The 24,845-nt window shown below is 44.9% G+C and carries 23 protein-coding genes and 1 other RNA gene; 10 read left to right on the top strand and 14 right to left on the bottom strand.

All coding sequences use genetic code 11. The features are described from left to right. Positions 1 to 618: 618 nt before the first annotated feature. The 6 genes from DC094_RS04655 to DC094_RS04630 form a co-directional block, all read right to left on the bottom strand. Entirely contained in the window at positions 619 to 1,983 is a 1,365-nt protein-coding gene (locus DC094_RS04655; RefSeq protein WP_116685891.1) for a sigma-54-dependent transcriptional regulator, read from the bottom strand. Beyond that, positions 1,961 to 4,927: a sensor histidine kinase gene (locus DC094_RS04650; RefSeq protein WP_116685890.1), complete on the bottom strand. Its 2,967-nt coding sequence runs from the start codon at positions 4,925 to 4,927 to the stop codon at positions 1,961 to 1,963. The genes DC094_RS04655 and DC094_RS04650 overlap by 23 nt, the downstream gene beginning before the upstream one ends. A gap of 242 nt (positions 4,928 to 5,169) precedes the next feature. Beyond that, the gene (gluQRS, locus tag DC094_RS04645) at positions 5,170 to 6,099 is read right to left on the bottom strand and encodes a tRNA glutamyl-Q(34) synthetase GluQRS (RefSeq protein ID WP_241503962.1); all 930 of its coding nucleotides are present in this window, start codon (positions 6,097 to 6,099) and stop codon (positions 5,170 to 5,172) included. Between the two features lie 13 nt (positions 6,100 to 6,112). Beyond that, positions 6,113 to 6,781: a nitroreductase gene (locus DC094_RS04640; RefSeq protein WP_116685889.1), complete on the bottom strand. Its 669-nt coding sequence runs from the start codon at positions 6,779 to 6,781 to the stop codon at positions 6,113 to 6,115. A gap of 106 nt (positions 6,782 to 6,887) precedes the next feature. Then, entirely contained in the window at positions 6,888 to 7,328 is a 441-nt protein-coding gene (gene dksA / locus DC094_RS04635; RefSeq protein WP_116685888.1) for an RNA polymerase-binding protein DksA, read from the bottom strand. A gap of 146 nt (positions 7,329 to 7,474) precedes the next feature. Then, positions 7,475 to 7,708, bottom strand: a complete 234-nt coding sequence (locus DC094_RS04630) for a hypothetical protein (protein ID WP_116685887.1) — start codon at positions 7,706 to 7,708, stop codon at positions 7,475 to 7,477. Between the two features lie 71 nt (positions 7,709 to 7,779). Between DC094_RS04630 and sfsA the strand changes: the two genes are divergently transcribed. The 3 genes from sfsA (at position 7,780) to DC094_RS22020 (ending at position 9,219) form a co-directional block, all read left to right on the top strand. Next, positions 7,780 to 8,562 carry a DNA/RNA nuclease SfsA gene (gene sfsA, locus DC094_RS04625; protein ID WP_158527214.1) on the top strand — a complete coding sequence of 261 codons (783 nt, stop codon included), beginning with the start codon at positions 7,780 to 7,782 and terminating at the stop codon, positions 8,560 to 8,562. 135 nt (positions 8,563 to 8,697) lie between these two features. Then, complete coding sequence (locus tag DC094_RS22025; RefSeq protein WP_158527213.1) at positions 8,698 to 8,862, top strand: hypothetical protein; 165 nt, start codon at positions 8,698 to 8,700, stop codon at positions 8,860 to 8,862. Between the two features lie 180 nt (positions 8,863 to 9,042). Further along, positions 9,043 to 9,219, top strand: coding sequence for a hypothetical protein (locus tag DC094_RS22020; protein ID WP_158527212.1), 177 nt, complete (start codon positions 9,043 to 9,045; stop codon positions 9,217 to 9,219). A gap of 30 nt (positions 9,220 to 9,249) precedes the next feature. Here DC094_RS22020 and DC094_RS04615 read toward each other — a convergent pair whose 3' ends face one another. From DC094_RS04615 to rpiA, 4 genes are all read right to left on the bottom strand, one after another. Then, a complete protein-coding gene (locus DC094_RS04615) occupies positions 9,250 to 9,972 on the bottom strand; it encodes a hypothetical protein (protein WP_116685884.1) in 723 nt (240 codons plus the stop codon). A gap of 59 nt (positions 9,973 to 10,031) precedes the next feature. Continuing rightward, positions 10,032 to 13,112, bottom strand: coding sequence for a D-2-hydroxyglutarate dehydrogenase YdiJ (ydiJ, locus tag DC094_RS04610; protein ID WP_116685883.1), 3,081 nt, complete (start codon positions 13,110 to 13,112; stop codon positions 10,032 to 10,034). A gap of 256 nt (positions 13,113 to 13,368) precedes the next feature. Next, the gene (serA, locus tag DC094_RS04605) at positions 13,369 to 14,598 is read right to left on the bottom strand and encodes a phosphoglycerate dehydrogenase (protein ID WP_116685882.1); all 1,230 of its coding nucleotides are present in this window, start codon (positions 14,596 to 14,598) and stop codon (positions 13,369 to 13,371) included. A gap of 177 nt (positions 14,599 to 14,775) precedes the next feature. Then, the gene (rpiA, locus tag DC094_RS04600; protein WP_116685881.1) at positions 14,776 to 15,438 is read right to left on the bottom strand and encodes a ribose-5-phosphate isomerase RpiA; all 663 of its coding nucleotides are present in this window, start codon (positions 15,436 to 15,438) and stop codon (positions 14,776 to 14,778) included. Positions 15,439 to 15,596: 158 nt separating this feature from the next. On the opposite strand from rpiA, the gene ilvA reads away from it, so the two are divergent. Further along, the gene (gene ilvA / locus DC094_RS04595) at positions 15,597 to 17,141 is read left to right on the top strand and encodes a threonine ammonia-lyase, biosynthetic (protein WP_255420871.1); all 1,545 of its coding nucleotides are present in this window, start codon (positions 15,597 to 15,599) and stop codon (positions 17,139 to 17,141) included. Positions 17,142 to 17,333: 192 nt separating this feature from the next. Next, positions 17,334 to 17,528 (top strand): hypothetical protein, encoded by a 195-nt coding sequence (locus DC094_RS04590; RefSeq protein WP_116685880.1) that lies wholly within the window; start codon positions 17,334 to 17,336, stop codon positions 17,526 to 17,528. Between the two features lie 100 nt (positions 17,529 to 17,628). Here DC094_RS04590 and DC094_RS04585 read toward each other — a convergent pair whose 3' ends face one another. The 4 genes from DC094_RS04585 to DC094_RS04570 all read right to left on the bottom strand — a co-directional run bounded on the left by DC094_RS04585 (position 17,629) and on the right by DC094_RS04570 (position 19,026). Beyond that, positions 17,629 to 18,249, bottom strand: coding sequence for a 5-formyltetrahydrofolate cyclo-ligase (locus tag DC094_RS04585; RefSeq protein ID WP_116685879.1), 621 nt, complete (start codon positions 18,247 to 18,249; stop codon positions 17,629 to 17,631). A gap of 62 nt (positions 18,250 to 18,311) precedes the next feature. Beyond that, positions 18,312 to 18,486: non-coding RNA, 6S RNA (ssrS, locus tag DC094_RS04580), on the bottom strand. 22 nt (positions 18,487 to 18,508) lie between these two features. Further along, positions 18,509 to 18,823, bottom strand: coding sequence for a cell division protein ZapA (locus DC094_RS04575; protein ID WP_116685878.1), 315 nt, complete (start codon positions 18,821 to 18,823; stop codon positions 18,509 to 18,511). A 2-nt stretch (positions 18,824 to 18,825) separates the two neighbouring features. Then, positions 18,826 to 19,026, bottom strand: a complete 201-nt coding sequence (locus DC094_RS04570) for a TIGR02449 family protein (protein ID WP_116685877.1) — start codon at positions 19,024 to 19,026, stop codon at positions 18,826 to 18,828. 180 nt (positions 19,027 to 19,206) lie between these two features. Here DC094_RS04570 and DC094_RS04565 point away from each other — a divergent pair, with 180 nt between their 5' ends. The 5 genes from DC094_RS04565 (at position 19,207) to DC094_RS04545 (ending at position 24,740) form a co-directional block, all read left to right on the top strand. Continuing rightward, a complete protein-coding gene (locus tag DC094_RS04565) occupies positions 19,207 to 19,782 on the top strand; it encodes a UPF0149 family protein (RefSeq protein ID WP_116685876.1) in 576 nt (191 codons plus the stop codon). Between the two features lie 55 nt (positions 19,783 to 19,837). Next, positions 19,838 to 21,184 (top strand): Xaa-Pro aminopeptidase, encoded by a 1,347-nt coding sequence (pepP, locus tag DC094_RS04560; RefSeq protein ID WP_241503961.1) that lies wholly within the window; start codon positions 19,838 to 19,840, stop codon positions 21,182 to 21,184. A gap of 247 nt (positions 21,185 to 21,431) precedes the next feature. After that, the gene (gene ubiH / locus DC094_RS04555; protein WP_206605565.1) at positions 21,432 to 22,760 is read left to right on the top strand and encodes a 2-octaprenyl-6-methoxyphenyl hydroxylase; all 1,329 of its coding nucleotides are present in this window, start codon (positions 21,432 to 21,434) and stop codon (positions 22,758 to 22,760) included. Next, positions 22,761 to 24,062 carry an FAD-dependent monooxygenase gene (locus DC094_RS04550; RefSeq protein ID WP_116685875.1) on the top strand — a complete coding sequence of 434 codons (1,302 nt, stop codon included), beginning with the start codon at positions 22,761 to 22,763 and terminating at the stop codon, positions 24,060 to 24,062. A 24-nt stretch (positions 24,063 to 24,086) separates the two neighbouring features. After that, a complete protein-coding gene (locus tag DC094_RS04545) occupies positions 24,087 to 24,740 on the top strand; it encodes a hypothetical protein (RefSeq protein ID WP_116685874.1) in 654 nt (217 codons plus the stop codon). Positions 24,741 to 24,845 lie beyond the last annotated feature (105 nt).

Raw genomic sequence — 24,845 nt, 5'->3', positions numbered from 1 at the left:
GATAGTAGATTTTGCAGGTTTTTAGCAAATTATGCCCCGGGGATAGAATCCCCGGGCCAGTCAGGTCATTTGAGGCGCCTTTTATGGCTTACTGACGGTTTGGGCTGTTTTTGTTATTTTTCTCGCCGCGTACCGTTGTATTGTTATTGTTGTCTTGCCTCTATTTTTCTTCTTCTTATTTTTTATTCTTCTTATTATTTTTTTGGGTAGAGGATGAACCTCTAATGTGATCGCTCTTTTTATTATTGATATCGCTGATCACGTTCGACTCATTGGGCACAACTCCAACTTGTCTACTAAAGCTTTTCTTTTCAGATCTGCTTTAAGTTCACTCAGTCTAACTGGTAATACCGCTTAGCCAAGCGACTTTTTTATACATTTTAAACGTTGTTTATAAATAACAGCGCCAAAGGTAACAATATGTCTCTTGCGGGTGGTTCGGTAGCAAACGAGTGTTTGAAACATTAGGCGTATATCAAAGGAATCGCTTAAATAGAGCGATTTTTGTCTTACTTGTGCCCTTAGTGTGACACAACCACAATATCTGGTATGTTACAAAAGGTGCGCAATTCGTAGTGGAATTAAAAAAGCCCGCTTTCGCAGGCTTTTTATAATGACTTAGGCTTCTTCTTCTGCCGCGACTGGCTTCTTTTTCTTATGCCGAGGAATGCCTAATCTCTGGCGTCTTTCCCATAGAGATTTACGGCTAATTCCAAGGCGTTTTGCCAATTCGGTTTCAGTCATGGTGTCTTGGTGTTCTAACACAAAGGTCTGGAAATAATCCTCCAGCGACATATCGGCAGGAGGTCCGCTATCCATCGGATGGCGTTTCTCACTATCGATAGCCAGTAAATCTTCAGTGAGAATGTCACCTTCAGATAAAATGACTGCGCGCTCGATGGCATTTTCCAGTTCACGAACATTACCAGGCCAAGCATATTTGCGAATTGACTCAGTGGCATCTGCTGCAAATTGCATGGTTGGACGATTCAAACGTTGGCAGGTTTTTTCTAGCAAGCTGTCTGCTAGCTCTTCAACGTCTTTGCCGCGGCGACGCAGTGGCGCTAGTTGAATCTGCATCACGTTTAATCGGAAATACAAATCTTCGCGGAAATTGTTTTCAAGAACCAATGCATCCAGATCTTGGTGAGTCGCGGCAATCAGACGAATACTCACTCGACGTGAATCCACTGAACCTAGTCGACGAATTTCACCTTCTTGCAGCACGCGTAATAAACGTGCTTGAGCTTCCATCGGTAACTCACCAATTTCATCGAGGAATAATGTGCCGCCATCAGCAGCCTCAACTAATCCTCTATGAGTATGTGCTGCGCCGCTAAAGGCTCCTTTTTCATGGCCGAATAATTCGGACTCAATCAAAGCTTCAGGAATCGCTGCGCAGTTAACCGTAATCATTGGTGCATTACGTCGATTGCTTTGTTCGTGAACCGCACGAGCAACCAATTCTTTACCGGTTCCTGATTCCCCAAGAATTAGAACGGTGGTATCGGTAGGCGCGACTTTTTGAATTCGCTGAAAGACTTCTTTCATTGGTGGACTGCTGCCAAGCATGCCGCGCACAGGATAACTTCGATTGATGTCCTGTTTTAAAGCGACGTTTTGACGGCGTATTGCACCAGTATCAAGAATACGTTTTACCGTTAAAACCATTTCCTCATGGTCAAACGGCTTGGAAATATAATCTGCAGCCCCCATGCGCATCGCATCAACAGCTGATTTGACACTGGCATAGCTGGTCATGATCAAAACAGGGGTTCTACCCGCTTTTTCGATCAAATCAGTTCCCGGTGCACCGGGTAGCCGTAGATCTGAAATAATCAGATCAAAATTATTTAAATTATATTTTTCCAAGGCTTCACTGACCGCTCCAGCTTCGCTGACGCTGTAGCGATTTCGCTCCAACAATCTGCGCAGTGCGGTTCGGATGATTGTCTCATCCTCAACTATCAATATATGACTCATGGCAGTGCTCGCTCCGATACAGTGGCAGGCGGATCGTTACAACGGCCCCGCCTTCCGGGGCGTTATCAATCACAATCTGACCTTGATGGTCGTCAATGATACTGTACACAAGTGGTAGGCCTAAACCTGTCCCCTTGCCTGGTTCCTTTGTCGTAAAAAACGGTTCAAATAACCGCGACTTATTTTGCGGATCTATCCCCGTTCCCTGATCCTTTACGGTAGTTATCACCTGTCCTCCATGATGGTGAATATTGATTTCTATCATATCACCGGGTTGGCTGGCATCCCGAGCGTTATTTAAAAGATTTAATAAAACCTGAAGAATTAACTGCGGATCGCCTAAAACAATAGAGTCGTCGCAGTTGACCGAATACTCCATTTGTTTACCTTCTAGTGACAATCTAGCGAGCTTTACTGCTTCTTTAACGCACTCGCATAAAGCAACCGGCTCACTAATTAATTTTCGAGTGTTGCCGCTATGGCTGAAAGTCACTAATGATTGAACAATATCGGTAATGCGCTTGGTTTGTTCACGCATTTGCATTAAGCAATCTTTAACAAATTCATCGTCGGTTTCTGGAAGCACTATTTGCGCAAGGCTATCGATACAAGTAACTGGATTGCCGATTTCATGCGCTACGCCAGCGGCTAATTGGCCAATTGAAGCTAAGCGCTCGCTGTGGGCCAATTCAACTTCTAATAGCTGTAAATGAGTTAAATCTTCAACCAGAATAACGACACCACGCTGTTCTCTGGGAGATTGATAGTCACCAATAAATGCTTTGTGCAAATTGAACCAGCGAGGGCGATTATCAATTTCTAGTTTTAACTTATGCTTGTGTAGTGCTTCAGTTTGATAAAACTCACCAAGAATTTGATCCCAAGGCCAAGGTAAGTTAGCAAGTTTGCCGCCGGTGACTTCTTTGCTTGCTATACAACTAATTTTTCCCATTGCATCATTCCAGATCAAAATATCTTGCTCATAATTTAATGAGCAAACTCCGACTGGTAGTGATTGTAATAATGTGCGGTGATAACGCCGTAAGCTATCTAGTTCACCGGCAATGCCGCGTAATGGTTTTGTTAGTTTGATATGTTCTTCTGCTAGGCGAATGTCGCTAAGCGTCGGCTGGGCTTGCTGGCTGTTCCACAGGCTGCTGCGCAAAATATCATCGGCAACCGATGGCCCCAGCAAACCGGATAAATTAATTTCCAATCTTTGAACCATTCGCTGAAGTAGCCAAGAGCGCTGTTCGTCAAGCTCAATACCTGCTTCAGTGCAAGCTTGGCGAATTTCTCGATTGGCCGCTGCAATGCCTAATCGTGGTTCAAGCTGTTTGCAAAACTCTAATGGGGTTTGCGGTGTTGCCGCTAGATGATGGGGTCTCTGCAAATTATCCATGGCGCAAGCTGCGGCGGAATGTTGCTCCCGATGCCCTTGTTTGGTGAGGAGGGAAATTGTAATGAACAGCGTACCGTTTACTAGCAATGAGCAAAGGGTGGCAAAGCGCCATGGTTCATATTCTTTAGGAATTATCAGCTGAATATTATAAAGCTCAGGCACTATGCCGCTTTTAAAAATATCAGGTAGCAGTAATAAAACCAACCAGATAATTGCGCCACCCAATAAGCCGGATAATAGTCCTGCGCGAGTGGCCCTTCGCCAATAAAGAACACCGATTAAGCCGGGCGAAAGTTGGGCCAATGCGACAGCAGAAAGGTTACCAAGATCCATCAGCTGATGGTTGTTACGCATTAACAAGTACATGCCGTAGCACAGCGAGATAATCAGAAAGATCATCGCCCTGCGAGCCCAAAGCAGCCCTTTGTAGAAATCTCGTTGATGACTGTTTTCTAGTGCTGGCAATATGCGATGAAAGCTAGGTAGGAATATATGATTCAACGCCATTGTAGCTAAAGCTAGCGTAGTAACCACTAACATCGCGCTAGCAGCAGATAGCCCGCCTAAAAATAATAAAACAGCTAGCCAAGGTGCATTGGCGGCAATTGCCATGCCCAGATTTAGATAATCGGGCGGGACCTGGCTGTTTAAATTTAACGCAGCCCAAATAATAGGGGGCACTGAAAAGCACATAACCAACATCATGGTTGGGAACAACCAGCTGACAGTGAGGAAATTGCGTTCTTCTTTGCACTCGTTGAAGGTCATGTGAAAAATATGTGGCAACAGTACTGTCGAAAGGAATGACAGCATTAACAAGGTTGGCCAAGGGCTATTTTTAAGTGGCTGATACATCATATCGAGCATTTGCGGGTTCTGTTGCAGCCAGCTGCCCATCTCATTAAAGCCGCCAAACACGCCAAATATTGCAAAGACTCCGGCGCATATCAAAGCAATCAGTTTAACCAAAGATTCAAATGCAATTGCAGCGACTAAACCTTGGTGTTGCTGGCGAAAAGAGAAGTGACGGGCGCCAAAAAATACACAAAAAGCGAAAATCATTGTGCAGAAAACCACTGCCACTAGATCTGGTGTTTGTTCTCCGGTGAGTACCTGGATCGAGTTGATTAATGCTTGCACCTGAAGAGCAAGGTAGGGCATTAGCGCAGCGATCATGCCAAGGGTAACCACTAGGCCAACTAGTTGGCTGCGGTATCGAAACGCGAAGAGATCGGCCAATGAGCTTAATTGATAGGTGCGGGTCAGGCGGAGAATCGGTGTCATGAGTACCGGAGCTAAGATGAATGCGCCGGTGATGCCGAGATACAAACCTAGATAGTTATAACCATTAGTCAGCGTATATCCGAATACGCCATAGAAACTCCAGGCACTAAAATATACGCCCAATGCCAGAGTGAAAGTAATTGGGTGGGAGGTGATCCGCGAGGGAATAATGCCCTTATCTGTTGCCCAAGCAATCGCAAACAATAGTGCTAAATAGCAGCCGCCGGCAAAAAATAAATGAGAGAGAGAAAAAGTCATACTACGGCCTACGCTGCCTGCCAATATAATGCAATGCAGCGGTCAGTATGATGAACACTGACCAGACCAAGAATGGGCGGTACCACTGACTGCCTTCTCCAGTCCACCAACTTGCGAGCGGTGGTGAGAAAACATATGCGGCGATAATGAATAACAGATAAATGCGTTCTGAATTCATAGCCTACTGCAGCAAATTATTATTTGTACCCAGACTACACGTAAAAACGCTGTGATAAAACCCGCTAATTAATAATTGTAGATTCAGGTTGAATATTTTGAATGTTCCAATGGCTTGTCGCCCATTGGAGAATATTGGTTACAGAGCCTTCGCGGCAAATTTCTTTATCTGGATTCTGACCTAAAAACTGCAAGGCTTTAATCAATAATTGGCATCGCTGTTGGCTATTAATTGCTGGTGCTAAGTTTTGTTTACTCAGTTTCTTGCCGTCATTACCCAGTACTAGCGGTAAATGAGCCCATTTTGGTGCGGCTACTTCAAGCTGCTGGTAGAGGTGTATTTGCCATGGTGTTGAATCGAGTAGATCTAATCCGCGAACCACTTCAGTAATCCCCTCGGCAATATCATCACTGACTACTGCTAACTGATAGGACCAGAGCAGATCTTTGCGGCGAATAATAAAGTCGCCTAGCTGGGCGCCATCCCAGACTTGGTGGCCCTGAACTGCATCGTTGAATTCAATTTTCTGTTGGGAAACGCACATTCTCAGTGAACAGGCAGTGGACTGTTTTGAATCTAATGCCAAGGTTTGTTGTTGTGGGTTGCGGCAAATTCGCTCGCGACAATAACCGGGGTAGGGATGTTGTCCAGACAGCTGTTTGCGAGTGCATTGGCATAAATAGAGTAAGTCTTTGGCCGCTAGCTGCTGCAATCGGTTTAAGTAGCGCTGCTGATTTTGGCTTTGATAGCTGACCGAGCCATCCCAGTGCAAACCAAAATCTTCCAGTGTTTGTAAAATTACACCTGCCGCACCGACCGCTTCACGCGGTGGGTCGATATCTTCAATCCGCACTAACCATTGGCCTTGCTGACTTTTAGCTTGTAGCCAACTGCCTAGTGCGGCGACTAGTGAGCCAAAATGTAATGGCCCGCTGGGTGTCGGCGCAAAGCGGCCAATATAAGGTGATGTTTTTTGCTCGGTCATATCGGTCATAAATGATCTGTGATTAATTGTGCCAGCGAACAAATTGATCGGTTGCCACTCGAGTGGTGCGGAATCGGTTAACGATAGCGTCTTTATTTGGCCAGCCAATTGCTAGCCCGCAAATGATTTTTTGTTGTTGGTCGAGGTCGAGCTGATCGCGAATAATCTGTGGGTAATCTGCGATAGATGCTTGAGGGCAAGTAGCAAGGCCAGCGGCAGTTGCTGCCAGCATTAGCGATTGCATAAACAATCCAATGTCGATCATTGCGCCTTCAGCCATGCTTTTATCTAGTGAAATAATAATGGCACTGGGTGCAGCAAAGAACTGAAAGTTACGGCGCCATTGGTAAATGCGTTTACCTTTATCTGATGCTTCTACACCGAGTGCTTGATAAAGCGCTTTGCCGCAGTCGCGACGGCGCTGGTCCCAGGGCATTAACCATTCATTTGGATAATAGGGGTAGTCTGGCTGCTGTGGATGTTTTTTATCAAAAGCTGCGCAAAGTGCCGATGTTAACCGCTGCAAACTTTCACCGCTGACCATCGATACTTGCCAAGGCTGAATATTCCCACCAGATGGACTGGCAGAAGCCACGGTTAAGATTTGTTGTAGCAGTTTTGGTTCGATGGGTTGTTCTAAATATTCACGACAGGAGTAACGAGATTGAATCAGTTGAGATAAGTTTTTCATCGGGATTGTTTTACCGAGGTATTGGTTTTGGCAGGAATTTTTTCGAATGCCACAAAAGACAAAGGGCACCCGAAGATGCCCCAATATGCCTTAATAACGAGATCTATTACAGCCCGAGCTGCTTTTCTTTGATCTCATCCAGAGTCTTGCAGTCGATACACTTTTCAGCGGTTGGTCGCGCTTCGAGTCGTCGAATGCCAATCTCTACACCGCATGTCTCACAGAATCCATAATCATCCTGTTCGATCAATTCCAGTGTTTTGTTAATCTTGCGAATTAACTTGCGTTCACGATCGCGAGTTCGCAATTCAATACTGAATTCTTCTTCCTGAGAAGCTCGATCTGCTGGATCTGGGAAGTTGGCTGCTTCGTCCTTCATATGATGGACGGTTCGGTCAACTTCTTCCATCAGCTCTTGCTTCCACAAGTTGAGGATCAGTTTAAAGTGCTCACGCTGTTGTTCACACATGTACTCTTCGCCAGCGCCCGTTTGATAAGGTGCTACATCGGCGACGGTTTTCGGCGCTACGGTGGTATCGGTAGGCATTTAGAAGTCTCCTGCCAGGCTACCAACAATAAAGTTGGCTACTTTTATCCTAAAAGTGGGCCTGCGGCAACAACAAGTATTCAACTGGCATGAATCTCGTTGTAATCCCCCATTGCCAGCAACTCGCTGGCAGCGTATATCATAGTCTATTTTTTGAGCAACATGATCGAAGCAAATAGACCGGCCACTGCGAATATACTCGCTTTGGCAGCATTAGCCCCTGCACTGCTTCCTTCGGCAAACAGCGTCACAGCTAGATCCTGAGTGAAAGGGATCGGTAAGCTGAACGCTACTGTCGAGGCAAGCAACAGCAGAAACAGAGTAGCAATCATCAGTAATACACTGAGTATCCCCTCGAAAGGGTGGCTAGTACTTTGCATTGTGATCTCCAGCCATGTGTGTTAAATCGGCGGCCTATTATCATGACTTTGGTCAACCGGTGCAATCTCTAATGCAGTTTGATTCCTCTTCAGTAGAAAATTCCCTGTCAAAAATGCGGTTACCTGATTTATTAGCGGCAACTTTGGTGAAGCGCTATAAGCGTTTTCTGGCAGATATGATTTTGCCAAACGGTGAACAGATAACGGTTCATTGCCCAAACACAGGTACCATGAAGCATTGCGGCAAACAAGGTGACAAATGTTGGTTGTCGGTCAGTGACAATCCAAAACGTAAATATGCCCACACTTGGGAGCTGGTTGAAACCGATAATGGGGGCGGAATTGAGACTATTTGTATCAATACTGCAAGAGCTAACCAAGTGGTCGCTGCGGCGCTTGAGAAAAAACTGATTAACGGGCTTGATCAATATCAGCAAACTCGCAAAGAGGTTAAAGATGGTGATAAAAGCCGTATTGATTTTTTACTCAGCGAATCAAGTAGCGGTCAGCCAAATTGCTGGCTGGAAGTAAAAAGTGCCACCCTGCAAGAATCTGATGGCAAAGGTTACTTCCCAGATGCAGTGACAGATCGAGGCTTGAAGCATTTAAAAAGCCTCACAGATAAAGTTGCCCAAGGTGATCGAGCGGGCTTGTTATTCTGTGTCATGCATTCGGGGATTGATCAGGTCAGTCCAGCCCAGCATATCGACCCTAAATATTACCAGGGTTTCCAGCAGGCATTAGCTGCCGGCGTAGAATGTTGGGCACTTTCGGTGATTCCCCAGGTCGATGGTTTATATATTAAAGGGCTGCTGCCGGTGGTGGCCGAGGGGCAATTGGTCGCTACGAAATAGAAATAGTATCTGCCGCTGTTGTTAAGCTGATTGTGTAAATTGGTTAAGCTGGTTAAGTAGTGAGTTTGGTTTAACGGCAATTTGCTATCGTCACTTTGATAATGAGTAACACTGCTCAAACAAGGAAAGGGATAAATGAATAAATTAGCGGTAATCTTTTTAGGCTTGGCCATTGTTTTTGCGGTGCTGATGTTTTTGTTGCCGACCCAACCTTGGTTGTGGGGTGCAGTTTTATTGGCAGCTTTGTTGGTGAGTTGGAAGATGAAAAAGCTGCCAAGGAAGGAAAAAGAATTTGACTAGTTAAAAAGCCATTGATTTTAAACTATCAGTTGTATGGCTGATGAGCTCACATACTTTGGGCGAAAACCTACTAATCTCATGCTATGATCAGCGGGCAAGGTCGTGCGCTTTAATTAAAGCCCGTACTTGTTTTACTAACACTAATGCCAAGTTATGGTTGATTCATTTAAAAACTTTTTAATGTCTGAAGAAGACCGTAAAATATTGAAAGCTCTTAAAGATACTGGTGTGGCTTCTCGCAAGGTCGTTGGGCGAGGCACAATGACGGTTGATGCTAAAGATGTCACTAGTACTGAGGCTTTCAAAGCACACTCTAAGAGAGCATCTGAGATTGTTCGCGCTAGAAAAGCCAGTTAAATGTTGGCTTCCTTCTGCATCAAAATAGCCTCAAAGCCTTAAATTCTTATCTGGAATAATTGAATAGCTACCTGCTTGCACTTTGCAGCGAAACAATCTCAAGCTTTCAATATTTTGTGATGCCAAGCTGGTAATAATATGCCGAATCACATCTGATGGCATTTTGTAACCAAAAAACAAACAATCAATTTGAGTGAGCGGCAATTGGGTGGTGGTCAGCGTTTGCTGCTCAACTTTCTGACTTAGCGCACTTTGCGGTGCCAGCTGCAATCGCCATTCCTTGTCGGATGAAAACTCAGGCGGTTGGAAAAATAACTGCTGTGGCCACTTTGGCCGTTGCCGGTCATAGCACACTTGTTTTAGCGCCATTGCTCCCGGCCATTGTTCCACCGGCTCAAAACCGACCACCATGCCTTGGTGATTTTGTGCCAAACGCTGCCATAGTTGCAAATTGTTAGGTTGTTCAAACAAGCGAATAATCGGTCTTTGAACCTGATCATCACCCTGTGAAAGTTGCTGCTCTATTTGCGCTCTTTTGCTTTCAGCCTGTTGGCAAAAAAAATTAAAATCCATTAGCTCACGCATATTGGCAGGTAACTGCTGATATTGCTGTTCCAATAATGACTCAAAACTGGCGGCAGTATCGCTTGGGAGCTCCAGCCATGGGTCATCCAATTGTTGCGGTTTAAAACAGCGCAAAGCGCCCTGCAGAAGCAGGGCAATACCTGTCTGGTCTAGATAGCTATACAGCATCTGGAGTTAATATCCTGAAGTCATTCGATGATCAATAAATGGCTAAAAATATCAGGCTGCTAGCTTTTGCGAGCAGCCAAAAGTGCCTGAACCGGGTGTAATGGTTTAAAGCCGTCTTGGTATTTCACCTGGCTTCTACAAGAATAACCGGTGGCTAAAACCTGTTCGGGGCGATAAAGGCGAATTTTCTTGCCCCAGCTCTGATGATACAGATTTGTTGAATCTTGTTCGTGAGCTGCTTCATGGCCATAGACACCTGCCATGCCACAACAACCACTTGACTCAGTAACCAGCGTTAATCCTGCTGCTTCAAAAACGCTTTGCCACATTTTGGCTGATGTCTGAATGCTAGTTTTTTCGGTGCAGTGGCCCATCAAGACATATTTTTTATCGCCCTGAAATTGATCTTTAAATTGGCCAATCTGACTGGCCAGATATTCTTGAAGCAGTAACACTTGGTAGTTCTGCTGTTCACCGGTGACTTCTTTATATTCTTGGCGGAAAACTAAGGTGGCAGCCGGATCAACGCCCACCATAGGTAAATTATGGCGAGCCAGTTTCTCCAGTTCTTTAACGGTAGTTTTGGCTTGTTTTTTAAATGCCTTTAAAAAACCACGCACATGTAGTGCTTTACCGTTGCTTAGTAGTGAAGGCACCAGAACGCGATAGCCAAGTGCAGAGAGTAAATCGTAACTAGCCAATACAACTTCAGCGTCATACCAGCTGGTGTAAGGATCTTGAATTAATAAAATGCAGTTGGCTTTTTCTTCATCGTTCATTCGACTGAGTCGTTGGTGGCTGAAGACTTCGGCGCGGCGCTCAATTAGCCCTTGCATCACGGTTTGTTCACTGACTAATGGCAGGCGAATTAAACCGAGCTTGCGCATGGCTTGCTCAACCAGTTTTGCTTGGCTAATTTTGTTAGCAAATTTAGGAGCCATGCCCATGATTTTGGCCAATGGCTCTAGCCCGGCAATTAAATAATCACGGGCAGGTCGTAAATAACGGCTGTAATACATCTGGAAAAAGCGACTGCGAAATTCAGGTACATCAACTTTTACAGGGCATTGGCTAGCACATGCTTTACAAGCTAGGCAATGTTGCATTGACTGATTTATTTCATGGGCATAGTCGTTTTGTTTTTTAATCAGGCTGTTATTAATTCTTTTTGGATAATGGCGAATAAAATCAAACCAATTTTGCTGCTCGATTCTTTTTTCGAGAATTAAAGTATCGGTGCCTTCGTTGGCCATTTGGCGTAGCCATTCACGCATTAATCCGGCGCGGCCTTTTGGCGAGTGACGACGATCTCGCGTCAATTTCCATGATGGGCACATCGGATCGTGCTCATCATAGTTAAAGCAAGCACTGTTGCCGTTGCAATGAATGGTTTTATCAAATGATTGGCGGGTTTTCAGTGGGATTTGTCGATCTTGTTGGCCGCGAGTTGGCCCATCAACCGTCACGAGTTCAACCACATTCGCAGGTGCTTTTTCGGGACGATGATCACATCGTCCTGCAGTGCAAATTTTGCCAGGATTTAATTGGTTGTCCGGATCAAATGCGGCTTTTATTTTGCGCAGGTCGTTAAATAATTCTTCGCCAAAAAACTCAGGTGAATATTCAGCGCGGAAACCTTTTCCGTGCTCACCCCACATTACACCGCCATATTTTTGTACCAGCTTGCAGACTTCATCGCTGATGGTTTTATATAGGGTTTCATCTGACTCGTTGCGCAAATCAAAGGCAGGGCGAACGTGTAGGCAACCGACATCAACATGACCAAACATGCCGTATTCTAATCCGTGCTTTTCCAATAGTGCGCGGAAGTCGGCAATGTAATCCGCCAAATGCTCTGGTGGAACGGCTGTGTCTTCTACGCCAGACATTGGGCGGCGCTCACCCTTGGCATTGCCGAGTAGCCCAACGCCTTTTTTACGCAGTTGCCACAGCGATGCAATTTCTTCGCTATCGGTAGTGCGATGGTAGCCGAAAGCTTGTCCCGGTTGATTTTGTAATGAATCAAGAGTGTGGCAAAGCTGATCCATTTGCTGTTGCAGTGCCAGCGGATCATCACCAACAAACTCTACTAGGTTGACTGCTTTAACTTGCTTGTCATCTTGATCACCCACCATATTTTCGACCCGGTGCCAGATTTCATCTTCTCTGGCTAGGCCGATGATTTTTCCATCAATCGTTTCAATAGCGGCTGGGTTTGACTGCACTAGAATTTGTGCCGCGCGTAATGCGGTATCGAAATTATCGTATTTAATCGCGACCAATTGTTTGCTGGCAGGAATCGGCGTTAGCTTTAATTTAAGTTGGCTAACCAGCGCTAAAGTACCTTCTGATCCGGCTAATAAATAATTCAAATTGAATTTATCTAATGAATCGTTATAGACGTGCTCAAGATTGTAACCAGTTAAAAAGCGGCTCATTCGAGGGAATGTTTGCTGGATTAAATCGCGTTTGTTACGGCAAATGTCGTCTACTTGGCGGTGAATAATGCCAATAATATCGTCACGACCACGAACCAGTTCTAATTGATCCAGTTCGATTTCTTTGGATACCCAACTTTTCCCATCCACCAGAATGCTAGAAACTTCCAGTACATGATCGCTGGTACGGCCATATATTCGAGAGCCTTTACCGCAAGCATCGGTATTGACCATGCCGCCGAGGGTTGCTCTGTTTGAAGGCGATAAATCTGGAGCAAAAAACACTCCATGAGGCTTCAAATAAGCATTCAGCTGATCGAGAACTACGCCAGGTTCAACGGTTACCCAGCCTTGCTCTAGGTTCAGTTCTAAAATCTGGTTCATGTGACGAGATACATCGACAATGATGCCAGACGTCAAAGATTGTCCATTAGTGCCGGTTCCGCCACCGCGGGGACTAAAGCATATGTTTTGATGTTTAGCCTGGTTAGCGAGTTTGAATATGGCTTGAATATCTTGGGCATTCGCCGGAAAAACAACCGCTTGAGGGAGCACTTGATAAGCACTGTTATCGGTTGCCTGCACGATGCGGTCTGAGAAGTCAGGGCAAATATCTCCTGTAAAACCAGCCGATTGAAGCTGGCTCAAATAGTCCAGGTAACGTTGCTCAGTATTGTGGGGGCTTTTCAGACGAGGGATCATGCGACTTCAACATCCATAAGGCACTTTCTGGGAAGAATATTATGCCACAAATCAAGCGATATGGATGGTGAAGTTTACGCTCAATATAGCCAAAGTAATTGCAAGTGTAGGCAGGTGGAAAAAGAGTGAAGTCCAGTGAGTTTGAAGTGATCAGTGGTTGGGGCGAGCGAAAGCAATCAACATTCAGAGCACTTAAAAAAACAAAAAAGCGACGTTAAGTCGCTTTTTTGTTTTCTCAAATATTTAGCAGAAAAATTTAATGCAATACCCGGCAACGCAATGTGCCTTTTACAGTTTGAATTTTTTCAAGTGCTAATTTCGATTGTGCTCGTTCGAGGTCAATAACCACATAGCCAATATTGTCGAAGGTTTGTAAATATTGACCCAGAATGTTGATATTGTTTTCTGAAAAAACACTATTAATTTCAGCCAAAATACCAGGAATGTTCTGGTGGATATGCAAAATCCGATGAGAGCCTTCGTGAATTGGCAGAGAAACTTCGGGGAAGTTAACGCAAGATAAAGTAGAGCCATTGTCGCTGTATTTCGCCAGCTTTTCGGCAACTTCAATACCAATATTAACCTGAGCTTCTTGGGTCGATCCGCCGACATGGGGCGTCAGAATAATATTATCAATGCCACGAAGTTCTGAGACAAATTCTTCAGAGTTAGATTTAGGTTCAACCGGAAAAACGTCAATTGCTGCACCGAGCAATTTACCGCTAATCAGGTTTTCTCTTAATGCGCTCAAATCAACCACTGTGCCACGCGCAGCATTGATGAAAACGCTTTTATCTTTCATCTGATCAAACTGAATCGGCCCAAACATATTTTTAGTTTGAGGGGTTTCAGGTACATGCAAGGTAATGATATCGGCTTCACCAAGCAGCTGTTCTAAGGTATCGCGCTTTTTCGCATTACCCAGCGCTAGCTTGTTTTCGATGTCGTAGAAAAGCACCTGCATGCCTAAAGATTCAGCAAGAATACCGGCCTGTGAACCAATGTGACCGTAGCCAACAATCCCCAGTTTTTTGCCACGAACTTCATAGCTGTTGCTGGCAGACTTGAGCCATTCGCCACGATGTGCCATGGCGCTTTTAGCAGCAACACCGCGCATCAATATGATTGCTTCGGCTAATACCAGTTCGGCAACACTACGAGTATTCGAAAAAGGTGCATTAAAAACCGGAACACCTAATTCACGAGCAGCGCTTAAATCAACCTGATTGGTTCCAATGCAGAAGCAGCCAATAGCGCAAAGACTTTGCGCTGATTGCAGCACTTCTTTGGTTAATTGGGTACGGGAGCGAACGCCGACAAAATGAGCGCTGGCAATAGCTTGTTTCAGCTCGTCTTCTGGTAAGGAAGTCGTGCGGTAGTCAATGTTGGTGTAGCCTTCGGCTTGCAGGGTATCCAGCGCACTCTGGTGTACCCCTTCCAGCAACAGAAACTTTATTTTTGATTTATCGAGAGAATTGCTGTTCATATACTTCTGAGGCAATTGGGCTGGTCGGACGGCTATTCTACTTCAGAATCCGCGAGATAGCGATATTGGTAAGACAACTTTTTCGCAAGATTTTTAGTGGCCAAAAAAAACGGCCACACCATAATGGCTTGACCGTTTATTCACCCCAATTGCATATTTTACAATGCAACAGACGAGTTATTTTGTCAGGATTTCTACTTCACCATCTTCTTTACCAATCAAAAGTACATCTGCACCCTTTTCAGCAAATAAGCCGTTAGTGACTACACCAACGATTTGATTAATTGCAGTTTCCATTTCAATCGGTTTTTCAATTTTCATATTGTATACATCAAGGATGATATTGCCGTTATCGGTAATAACACCTTCGCGGTATACCGGATCGCCGCCCAGTTTCACCAGTTGGCGAGCAACATGGGAACGAGCCATTGGGATCACTTCTACTGGAAGCGGAAACTCTCCTAAGCAGCCAACTACTTTGCTTGGGTCGGCGATACAGACAAATTTTTCTGCAACCGCAGTGACAATTTTTTCCCGGGTCAGCGCCGCGCCGCCACCTTTGATCAGTTGAAGATAACGATTGGATTCATCGGCGCCATCAACATAAACCGGAATACTATCAACAGCATTTAAGTCATAAACCGGAATGCCATGGGATTTCAGGCGCTCAGTCGAGGCTTCTGAGCTGGATACCGCACCCTCAATCCGTCCTTTAATTTCAGCCAGGGCATCGATAAAGAAGTTAACCGTGCTACCGGTACCCACACCAACGATTGAATCGTCTTCGATGTATTTGATTGCTGCGCGAGCAGCAGCTTGCTTGGCGAGATTCTGGCTCATGCTAAAACTCGAAAAATAGCGGGAGCTCATTATATACCCAAGCCACTTCAAGGTGAACGCACGCCTCGATCATGATTCGCTCAGAGATCCTGAACGCACGCCTTGAAGTGGCTTGGGTATAGGCGCTGGATAATCTGTGGTAAATTCAATCGACTTGGTTGTCATCAGTAGAAGGGGCAAAAAAAGGCATGCACAACGAATACGTCAAAAAAATATTAAAGGCCAAAGTCTATGACGTGGCTATTGAAACGCCTTTAGATGATGCCTCTATGCTCTCAGAGAGAATTGGTAATCGGGTGCTATTAAAGCGCGAAGATTTACAGCCAGTTTTTTCCTTCAAGATTCGTGGTGCCTATAACAGCATGGTAAACCTACCTGTTGCGCTGCGAGAAAAAGGCGTGGTGTGTGCTTCGGCAGGCAATCATGCACAGGGTGTGGCGCTGGCAGCGCAAAAGCTGGGTGTTAAAGCGTGGATTGTTATGCCCAAGACAACCCCAGAGATAAAAGTAGAATCGGTTAAAGCGCGTGGTGGTATCGCAGTATTGCATGGCGATAGCTATGACGATGCTTACCAGCATGCAATGAAACTGGTTGAAGAAAAAGGGCTGACTTTTTTACATCCATTTGATAATCCCGATGTTATAGCAGGCCAAGGAACAGTTGCGGTTGAGCTGCTTTCCCAGCAAAGCGGTGAACTGGATGCAGTGTTTATTCCAGTCGGTGGCGGCGGTTTGATTGCAGGCATGGCGGCCTACATAAAATATTTACGGCCTGAAGTGAAGGTGATTGCAGTGGAGCCTGTTGATTCGGCTTGTCTAGATGCAGCACTAAAGGCCAATAGCCGGGTCATTTTAAAAGAGGTCGGTATTTTTGCCGATGGCGTGGCGGTAAAGCAGATCGGTGAAGAAACTTTCAAGCTGGCACAGCAGTTTGTTGATGAAGTGGTCACGGTAAATACCGATGAAATTTGTGCCGCAATCAAAGATAACTTCGAAGATACTCGAGTTCTGGCAGAACCTGCCGGTGCACTGTCGATTGCCGGATTAAAAAAATATGTTCAGCAGCATCAGCTGAAGGGCAAAACGTTAGCTGCGGTGGTTAGTGGCGCCAATATTAACTTTGACCGATTGCGACATGTTGCTGAAAGAGCTGAAGTTGGCGAGCAACGTGAGGCGATTCTGGCGGTTAAGTTGCCGGAAGAAAAAGGCGCTTATCGACGATTCATTGAAGTCATGGGTCGACGGGCGATTACCGAATTCAATTATCGGTTTAACCCTGGGCATGATGCGGTGGTGTATGTCGGTGTTCGATTAACCGAAGGTAACCAAGAGCGACAACAGTTGCTTGAGTTGCTGGAAGGTGAAGGTTACTCGGTTATCGACATGACAGATAATGAACTAGCTAAAATGCATGTGCGGCATATGGTCGGTGGTCGCGAAGATGTTGAAGATGAACGAGTCTATCGATTTGAATTTCCAGAGCGGCCAGGTGCCTTGTCGAACTTTTTAGCCAAAATGAAAGCACGCTGGAATATCAGTTTGTTTCATTACCGAAACCACGGTGCCGCTTTTGGTCGAGTGCTGCTCGGTATTCAGGTGCCTAAAGAAGAAATTGCTCAGCTTCATGCCAGTCTGGATGAGCTGGGTTATCGCTACACCGAAGAAGCAGATAATCCAGCTTATAAGGCTTTTCTTGCCGGTTAATGGTTTATCAGAAATGGGGGCTTGCTACTGCAACCCCTCATTTTTTTGTAACAATTAGTTAATTTTATATTCATCTGTTTGAAATGAAGTTATTTATGTTGTTGTTTTTCAGATCAATAATCGGCTAAAGTTTTTGCAGCAGTGTGAGCTTGCTCACGCTTTTATTTGCTGTAGAAGCGATAGGGATTGTTGATGAATAAATCAGGTAAGCCAGATTTAATGTTGGTGCTAGCAGTGGTATTGGGGTTGGGTTTTTTATTTAGTAGTGTCAGCTATGGCGCACCAGAAACCGAATACTTTTCAGCTAAAGCTTTCCCACAGTCAAAATTGCTTTCGCTCGATATTTCAGACGGTTCACTGGCAACAGGCCAACAACTAAAGCAATAGCGGTTAAATCTACTAAAAGATTAAAACCGCTTAAATATCTTCCTTGAAACCATTCAAAAAGATCAACCTATCAAACTGATAGTTGCAATAATCCCCATGGCTAGCGAGAGAATTTCCGATAGCATTGTTCGCTAATCAAACCATCTAACGGCACATCCCAATTCTCGCGATTTAACTGTTCGACATTTTGACACTGATAAGCAATTCCAATCAGTTCAGGATCATCTGCGGATGGTTGTTTGATTTTAAATTCTAATGTTCGATCATAAAATCCGCCGCCCATACCCAGTCGATTGCCCGTTAAATCAAACCCTACCAGTGGCATAAAAATTAAATCTAACTGCAGTCCAGTCAGCTGGTCTTTAAAGGCAACATCAGGTTCTGCAATATCAAACCGATTGGCCTTCATGGCGCAGTCAGGTTGCCATAAACCGAAACGTAATCGGTTGGTTCCATCAGAGTCAATAATTGGCAGGTAGAATTGGTGGCCTTGTTTCATCAAACTCAGCGCTGCATGTAAAATATCAGCTTCGCCATCGCCAGCCATATAAAAAGCAATCTTGCAGGGCTTGTCAAGTTGTGGCAGTTGCAAAAGGTGCTGACAAATTTGCAGGTCAAGTTGTTGTCTTTGGCTAATAGAGATCGCACGTCGGGCTTGGCGCAAATGCCGCCGTAAAGCTCTGGGATCAGATGGAGGTTGTTGGTTGCTTGGAGTGTTCATGATGTGCAGCTGAGATCAATTAACAATCGCCAGCTTAACATAAATTGTTACTGTAGAAATTAACACCAACCAGGGCAGCGTTGTAGGTGAACGCTCTCGAACCCGAGGGTTCAAGTGGGTACCAGAATGACATTTTAGGCTTTCCGCTAAACGGACATGCACACCACATCAAAATCGGTTCCCGGCGTGTGATTATCGGCTCAAGAACTGGCCTACTATCGCTTGCCCCAGAAGGTGTATTAAATCTATCAGATTTTCATCAATCTGGCAGCTCCATTTGTCGCTGCTGAAGTAAAAGTTGATCAATATTCTCATGCAGAGCAGAAATACGCTGATGAAGCTCCATATCTACTTGCGCTTTACTGACTTCTGCTCTAAGCAGCTCATTGGCCATGTTTAATGCCGTTATCATTAAAACTCTTTCATAGCTGAGCAAGCTGGCTTTTTCGCTAGATTCCTGAAGGCGAGTCTCAAGATATTCAACACTGCGATGCAATGCAGCTTCTTCGCCTGCTGGGCAAAATAATTGGTGTTTTTTTCCCAGAAGGGTAATGGAAATTTTTTTGCCGGACATGATTACTCCGCTGTTTGAAGCATGGATATAAGTGCTTCAAGGCGTTCGCCGGCTTGCTGTTGGTGCTTGACCATATCACTGCGTTCTTGCATCAACAGTGCTTGGCTGCGGCGCAGGGCGGCATTTTCTTCCTGAAGTCGTTCGCAAAGAGCGATCAGGGTATCAATTCGATTTTCAAGCTGGCTCAGATGTTCTGGCAACATGGAACTTTCCGTTTTCCGGGGAATTGCGACTGGTAAGTGGTATACCGATTTTAAACTTTATACACCCATTTAAGTAGCCAATATAGAGATAGGCTAATTGCCGGTCAACGGCTGCTGTATATGATAGACCCTCAATGGTAAGATTGGCTGCTGTTTTATTAGTCTGACGGACACCCGCAAATGCAAACACTTGCCGAATGGCCACAACTGCAGCAGTTTGAAGAACTGCTTGATAAACACGGCGCTTTGGCCGAAACACCGGAATCACAAGGTTTGCTTTGTGGACTAATGTGCTCTGCTCATACGCCCGGTTTGAAAGACTGGATGGAGGCGATGTTTGGTGGCGAAGCCGATCTTGAAGAACAAGAGATTGATCTGCTACGAATCTTTTATCGCATGACGACCGAAGGTTTTGTTCAGTCAGACTTTAGTTTTTCACCATTAATACCTGATGAATCTGCTGGCTTGGCAGCCCGCGCTGACGCTTTAACTAGCTGGGTGCGCGGTTTTATGACCGGTTTTGCGCTGACCGGTCAAAATGAAAAAGAACCTGACGATCCTACTGTTGGTGAAGCATTAATTGATATGCGTAACTTGGGTGTCACCCAGTTCGATATCGATGAAGAAGATGACATGGACGAAACTGAAGCAGCTTTTGAAGAAATTCATGAGTTTGTCAGGGTTGCTGCCCAGTTAATTTTTAATGATTATGCGCCAGAAGGTTTAGAGCCAGGCGACGACGAACGACTGCATTAATAGCGGTGGTCAGACGTAGCCGGGGGCTGCGTTTGTTAAGGATTTAAAATTAAAAGTGAGCAAAAAAAACATGGAAATGCCACTGGATATTACCGCCGAGGAATTTGCATCGCGGCGTGAGCAGCTGAAATCTCAGCTGGCAACTGATGGGTTAATGTTACTGGCGGCAGCCGATCATCCAATTCGCAATGGTGATGCGGAATATGGCTATCGTCAAAATAGTAATTTCTGGTACCTGACCGGATTTGACGAGCCAGAAGCGGTGATGGTAATTGCGCCAAACCGTAAAGAAGGCGAGTACATTTTGTTCTGCCGTGATCGCAATCCGGAGATGGAACAATGGACAGGTCGTCGAGCAGGCCAAGATGGCGCCAAAGAAATTTATGGTGCAGATCAAGCTTTTTCGATCAGCAAGTTAGACGAAATGCTACCGGCATTAATGGAAGACCGCGACACGGTTTATTTGCCATTAGCACGTGGTAATGATCTGCAAGCTACTGCAGAAAAAGCATTAAATGTTGTTAGAGGCCGAGTGCGTACTGGTATTGCCGCACCCCAGCGCTTTGAAGATATTGAACCTTTAATTCATGAAATGCGTTTGTTTAAATCTGCCGCTGAAGCAGAGCAAATGCGTTATGCCGGTAAAGTCTCTGCGATGGGCCATACCCGGGCAATGGAGAAGTCTCATTCCGGTTTAAATGAATATCAACTGGAAGCAGAAATCTGCCATGAATTTGCACGAATGGGCTGTCGAGATGAAGCCTACTCAAGCATTGTTGGTGGTGGCGAAAATGCCTGTATTTTGCATTACATCGAAAATAACCAGCTGTTAAAACACGGCGATATGGTTCTGATCGATGCCGGCGCAGAATTCCGCAAATACGCGGGTGACATTACGCGTACTTTCCCGGTTGATGGAAAATTCTCTGAGCCGCAGCGCGAATTATACCAAATAGTATTAAATGCGCAGTTAGCCTCAATCGAGCAAGTTAAGCCGGGTAATACTTTTGATCATCCACATCAGGCAACGCTGCAAGCGCTGACTTCTGGTCTGGTTGAACTGGGTATTTTAAAAGGCGATGTAAAAGAATTAATTGAAAAAGAAGCTTATAAGCCATTTTTCATGCACAAGACCGGCCACTGGCTGGGGATTGATGTTCACGACTGCGGTAAATATAAAATTGATGGTGAATGGCGCAAGCTTGAGCCAGGTATGGTAATGACCATCGAACCTGGTTTATACATCAGTCCAAGCGATGATGTAGATGAAAAATACTGGAATATCGGCATTCGAATTGAAGACGATATTTTGGTGACTGAATCTGGTTACGAAAACTTATCAGCAGATGTTGTGAAATCAGTGGAAGAAATTGAAACCCTGATGGGGCAACGAAATAAATAACCGCTTAAAATACCCTTTAGATAACTTTAAAGGGTATTTTTTTATTAGTAGAAGCATTTAACATAACTTTGACAGCTGTTTGTTTTACTCGTTTTCATAGTCCCTGTGATTGGATCCCCACCCTCCCTGATGAGGATGACGAGTCTACTTTTACCTGTAGCGGTAAAATTTAGACTCAGAACCCGTCATCCCGAGCATGGAAGTGAATGGATGCACGGATTAGGGCGACGCAGGATGCCAAAGCCGAATGCAGGGATCCATAAGCCAAGGATGGAAGCTGTGGATTAAAAAAGCTCATGAACAACGGCTTAATAATTACGTTAAAATCTCTGTTGCAGCAAAACCCGAGTTAAAAATGGATCAATCAATCGATTTCGATATTCTGATTTGTGGTGGTGGTATGGCAGGCGCTTCTTTGGCGCTGGCCTTGGCACCTCAAGGCTGGAAAATCGGCATTGTAGAAGCTGTTGAGCCCAGCTCAAATTTACAGCCCAGTTATGATGATCGAAGCATTGCATTGGCGCAGGCATCGGCTAATTTGTTTCGAAATATTAATCTGTGGCCGCAGCTTGAACCCCATTGCCAGCCGATTAGATCGATTCATGTTTCAGACAAGGGTCGTTTTGGTGTTACCCGAATTCAGCCGCAAAGTATTGGGCTAGATGCCTTAGGTTATGTCATTGAAGTGCGTCCTTTAGGTCAAGTGCTGCACCAAAAAATTGCCCAAACCGATAATATTCATTTAATTTGTCCGGCTAAATTAGCCTCGTTGCAGCAAAATAAAAATAGTTGCCAAATAGCGATTGAAACATCTGATGGCGTGCATCAACTGAGCAGTAAATTATTAATTGCTGCCGATGGCGCATTGTCGCCGGTGCGGCGTTTGCTGGGTTTGAATCACGACCAAAGTGATTATGACCAGTCGGCCATCATTGCCAATGTTACTACTGAAATTGCCCATGCTGGCCGAGCGTTTGAGCGTTTCACCGACTCAGGCCCATTGGCAATGCTACCGTTAACTGAAAACCGCTGTTCTTTAGTTTGGTGTGTTAAAAAGCATCAGCTTGAACAGCATATGGCATTAGACGATCAGCAGTTTGCTGAGCAGTTACAGCAGAGATTTGGCTGGCGATTAGGCAGAATAGAAAAGGCCGGTCAACGTAGCCATTATCCGTTGTTACAAATGCGGGTGCCCCAGCAAATTAAAGATCGAGTGATGCTGATTGGTAATGCGGCGCATGCTGTACACCCCGTTGCTGGACAGGGTTTAAACCTGGGCCTACGTGATGTGGCAGAGCTGGTTGAAAGCCTGAGCGGCTTAACTTCTCAGCAAGACCCTGTGCTAGATGGACGTTTGACTGAATATCAAAAATGGCGCAATGCCGACCAACGTAAAATATTATTAGCGACTCATTCTCTGGTGACCTTATTTTCTAACCAAAGTAATTTACTGGGCCATCTTCGTGGCGCAAGTTTGGCTGGAATGGATTTATGGCAACCGGTTAAAAAGATGTTGGCGCGACAAGCAACCGGTCTAGCAGGTCGTTTGCCATCATTGATTCAGGAGAGAAGTTAAATGGAAAATACCGAATCAGCCGCAGTGAAAAAAATGCAACAGTTTGATATCGGCATCGTCGGTGGCGGTATCGTCGGTTTGGCTTTGGTTGCTTCTCTAGTTGCGCTTAATCAACAGCAAAATAAAAAGCTTAATATAGCTCTGTACGAACAATTCCCCGCTAAATTCAAGCAGCCTGAATCAGAAGATGATTGGGATCTTAGGGTTAGTGCAATTACCCCCGCTTCATCGCAATTATTTAAATCGATTGGCGTTTGGGATCAAATTGCTGAGCATCGTATCGCCCCTTATCAAGGCATGCAGGTGTGGGATAGTCTTGGTGATGGAAAAATAGAATTTTCTGCTGAAGATTTAAAACTGCCTTTTCTCGGTCATATCATCGAAAACCGAGTGATGCGAAAAGTATTATGGCAGTGGTTAGAGCTGCAAGCGGCTGACCCAGATTCTGGCGTGGAATTATTCTGCCCAGTGACTTTGAATAGCGCGCAATATTCAGCTGCCCAGCAATTAACTTCGCTGGAATTACAAAAGAATAATGGCAACCATGAACAGCATCAATTAAAGCTGGCAGTTGCTGCTGATGGTGCTAATTCATGGCTGCGGCGTCAATTAGGGCTGCGCCATAGCGAGCGAGCTTATGGTCATCAGGCTTTAGTCACCACTATTCGTACTGAACAACCCCATCAGCAGATATGCCGCCAGGCGTTTATGTCTTCCGGCCCATTGGCACTATTACCGCTGGCCGATCCGCATACCTGCTCGATTGTTTGGAGCGCCGATGATCAAAAAGCCACCGAGCTGCAAAACTACTCGCCAACCCAATTAGCCGGTGCCATTGCCGCAGCGATGGATCATCGTTTGGGTGAAGTAGCATTAATTACCGATAACGGCTTCTTTCCGCTGCGAATGCGTCATGCGACGCATTATGGCGAAGCGGGCATTGCACTAGTGGGCGATGCTTGCCATACGGTTCATCCATTAGCAGGTTTAGGAATGAATCTCGGTTTAATGGACGCAGCGATGCTGGCACAAGTGATTTGTGAAAATGACCAATCGCTGGAAAACCCGGGTGATGCATTATTAATGCGCCGCTATCAACGTCGCCGTAAAGCAGAAATCACATCAGTTCTGTTAGCAATGGACAGCTTTCGCTTATTGTTTGGTAGTAAATTTATTCCATTGGTACAGCTGCGTAATTTCGGCCTGAAAATGACTGATCGACTAGGGCCAATTAAAAACCTATTTGCTGGTTATGCGGTAGGTAATAAAGCCGATACGCCGGTATTAGCACGGGTTAAATAGGTCTTTGATCGTGCAGGGCGATATATGAAAAGAGAAATTCGAGACCGGAAAAATTTGGAAAAATATACTCAGCAGATGGGTGAGTTAAAGGAGCGGCTCGAATTCCTAAAAAGCTATAAAAATACTAAAAAAGATAGGTTTCTTGTCGAAAATTCTGCATTACACGTTAGAAAGATAGTAGAGCTATTTGCATTCTCATTGATGTCCTTACAGAAGGATTTATATAAGGTATATCGCCAAAATGCCGGTATTGACTTTCTAAAAGATTGGAATGGCAGGGATATTTTGACGAAACTTATAAGTTTGAATCCTGACTGTTACTTCAAACCAATTCGACGAGAGTTAATGGTTAAACCCAATGGCGTTAAGGAAATAACTTTCATAGATGAGAAAGAATGCTACACAGTTAAACGCTTAGGAAGATTATATGAACGTTGCGGGGGCGTACTTCATGTGACAAATCCGTGGAAAAGTTGTAATAAAACAGAATCTTTCCATGGCGAACTGCCCAGTATAATTAGAAAGCTAGTGGCTACTTTTGAAAATCAATCGATATTGGTGAACCACTGGCAGTCACAAGATTCTACTGTTGTGCTTGTACATTTAGCAGGTGAGGCGGGTAAGCCATCTTATAGTTTGGCTGAGGGCGGTGGTAATTTTAGATTTGACGCCGAATAGTATGCTTCTGAAAGTGAGGCTTATGCGATGGTGGTGATGCCTGAAAAAAATCTGATTATTTATTGTATTACTAAATACGCAGGTGTTAATTGCATCAGATAATCT

The sequence above is a fragment of the Pelagibaculum spongiae genome (assembly GCF_003097315.1).
Classification (GTDB): Bacteria; Pseudomonadota; Gammaproteobacteria; order Enterobacterales; family Pelagibaculaceae; genus Pelagibaculum; species Pelagibaculum spongiae.
The sequence above is the reverse complement of the archived record's forward strand: the minus strand, read 5'-3'. Positions and strand labels throughout refer to the sequence as shown.

Coding starts and splice junctions, on each gene's coding strand:
- DC094_RS04655 (WP_116685891.1), bottom strand. CDS start 1,983: ATGAGTCATATATTGATAGTTGAGGATGAGACAATCATCCGAACCGCA.
- DC094_RS04650 (WP_116685890.1), bottom strand. CDS start 4,927: ATGACTTTTTCTCTCTCTCATTTATTTTTTGCCGGCGGCTGCTATTTA.
- gluQRS (WP_241503962.1), bottom strand. CDS start 6,099: ATGACCGATATGACCGAGCAAAAAACATCACCTTATATTGGCCGCTTT.
- DC094_RS04640 (WP_116685889.1), bottom strand. CDS start 6,781: ATGAAAAACTTATCTCAACTGATTCAATCTCGTTACTCCTGTCGTGAA.
- dksA (WP_116685888.1), bottom strand. CDS start 7,328: ATGCCTACCGATACCACCGTAGCGCCGAAAACCGTCGCCGATGTAGCA.
- DC094_RS04630 (WP_116685887.1), bottom strand. CDS start 7,708: ATGCAAAGTACTAGCCACCCTTTCGAGGGGATACTCAGTGTATTACTG.
- sfsA (WP_158527214.1), top strand. CDS start 7,780: ATGCAGTTTGATTCCTCTTCAGTAGAAAATTCCCTGTCAAAAATGCGG.
- DC094_RS22025 (WP_158527213.1), top strand. CDS start 8,698: ATGAATAAATTAGCGGTAATCTTTTTAGGCTTGGCCATTGTTTTTGCG.
- DC094_RS22020 (WP_158527212.1), top strand. CDS start 9,043: ATGTCTGAAGAAGACCGTAAAATATTGAAAGCTCTTAAAGATACTGGT.
- DC094_RS04615 (WP_116685884.1), bottom strand. CDS start 9,972: ATGCTGTATAGCTATCTAGACCAGACAGGTATTGCCCTGCTTCTGCAG.
- ydiJ (WP_116685883.1), bottom strand. CDS start 13,112: ATGATCCCTCGTCTGAAAAGCCCCCACAATACTGAGCAACGTTACCTG.
- serA (WP_116685882.1), bottom strand. CDS start 14,598: ATGAACAGCAATTCTCTCGATAAATCAAAAATAAAGTTTCTGTTGCTG.
- rpiA (WP_116685881.1), bottom strand. CDS start 15,438: ATGAGCCAGAATCTCGCCAAGCAAGCTGCTGCTCGCGCAGCAATCAAA.
- DC094_RS04590 (WP_116685880.1), top strand. CDS start 17,334: ATGAATAAATCAGGTAAGCCAGATTTAATGTTGGTGCTAGCAGTGGTA.
- DC094_RS04585 (WP_116685879.1), bottom strand. CDS start 18,249: ATGAACACTCCAAGCAACCAACAACCTCCATCTGATCCCAGAGCTTTA.
- DC094_RS04575 (WP_116685878.1), bottom strand. CDS start 18,823: ATGTCCGGCAAAAAAATTTCCATTACCCTTCTGGGAAAAAAACACCAA.
- DC094_RS04570 (WP_116685877.1), bottom strand. CDS start 19,026: ATGTTGCCAGAACATCTGAGCCAGCTTGAAAATCGAATTGATACCCTG.
- DC094_RS04565 (WP_116685876.1), top strand. CDS start 19,207: ATGCAAACACTTGCCGAATGGCCACAACTGCAGCAGTTTGAAGAACTG.
- ubiH (WP_206605565.1), top strand. CDS start 21,432: ATGCAGGGATCCATAAGCCAAGGATGGAAGCTGTGGATTAAAAAAGCT.
- DC094_RS04550 (WP_116685875.1), top strand. CDS start 22,761: ATGGAAAATACCGAATCAGCCGCAGTGAAAAAAATGCAACAGTTTGAT.
- DC094_RS04545 (WP_116685874.1), top strand. CDS start 24,087: ATGAAAAGAGAAATTCGAGACCGGAAAAATTTGGAAAAATATACTCAG.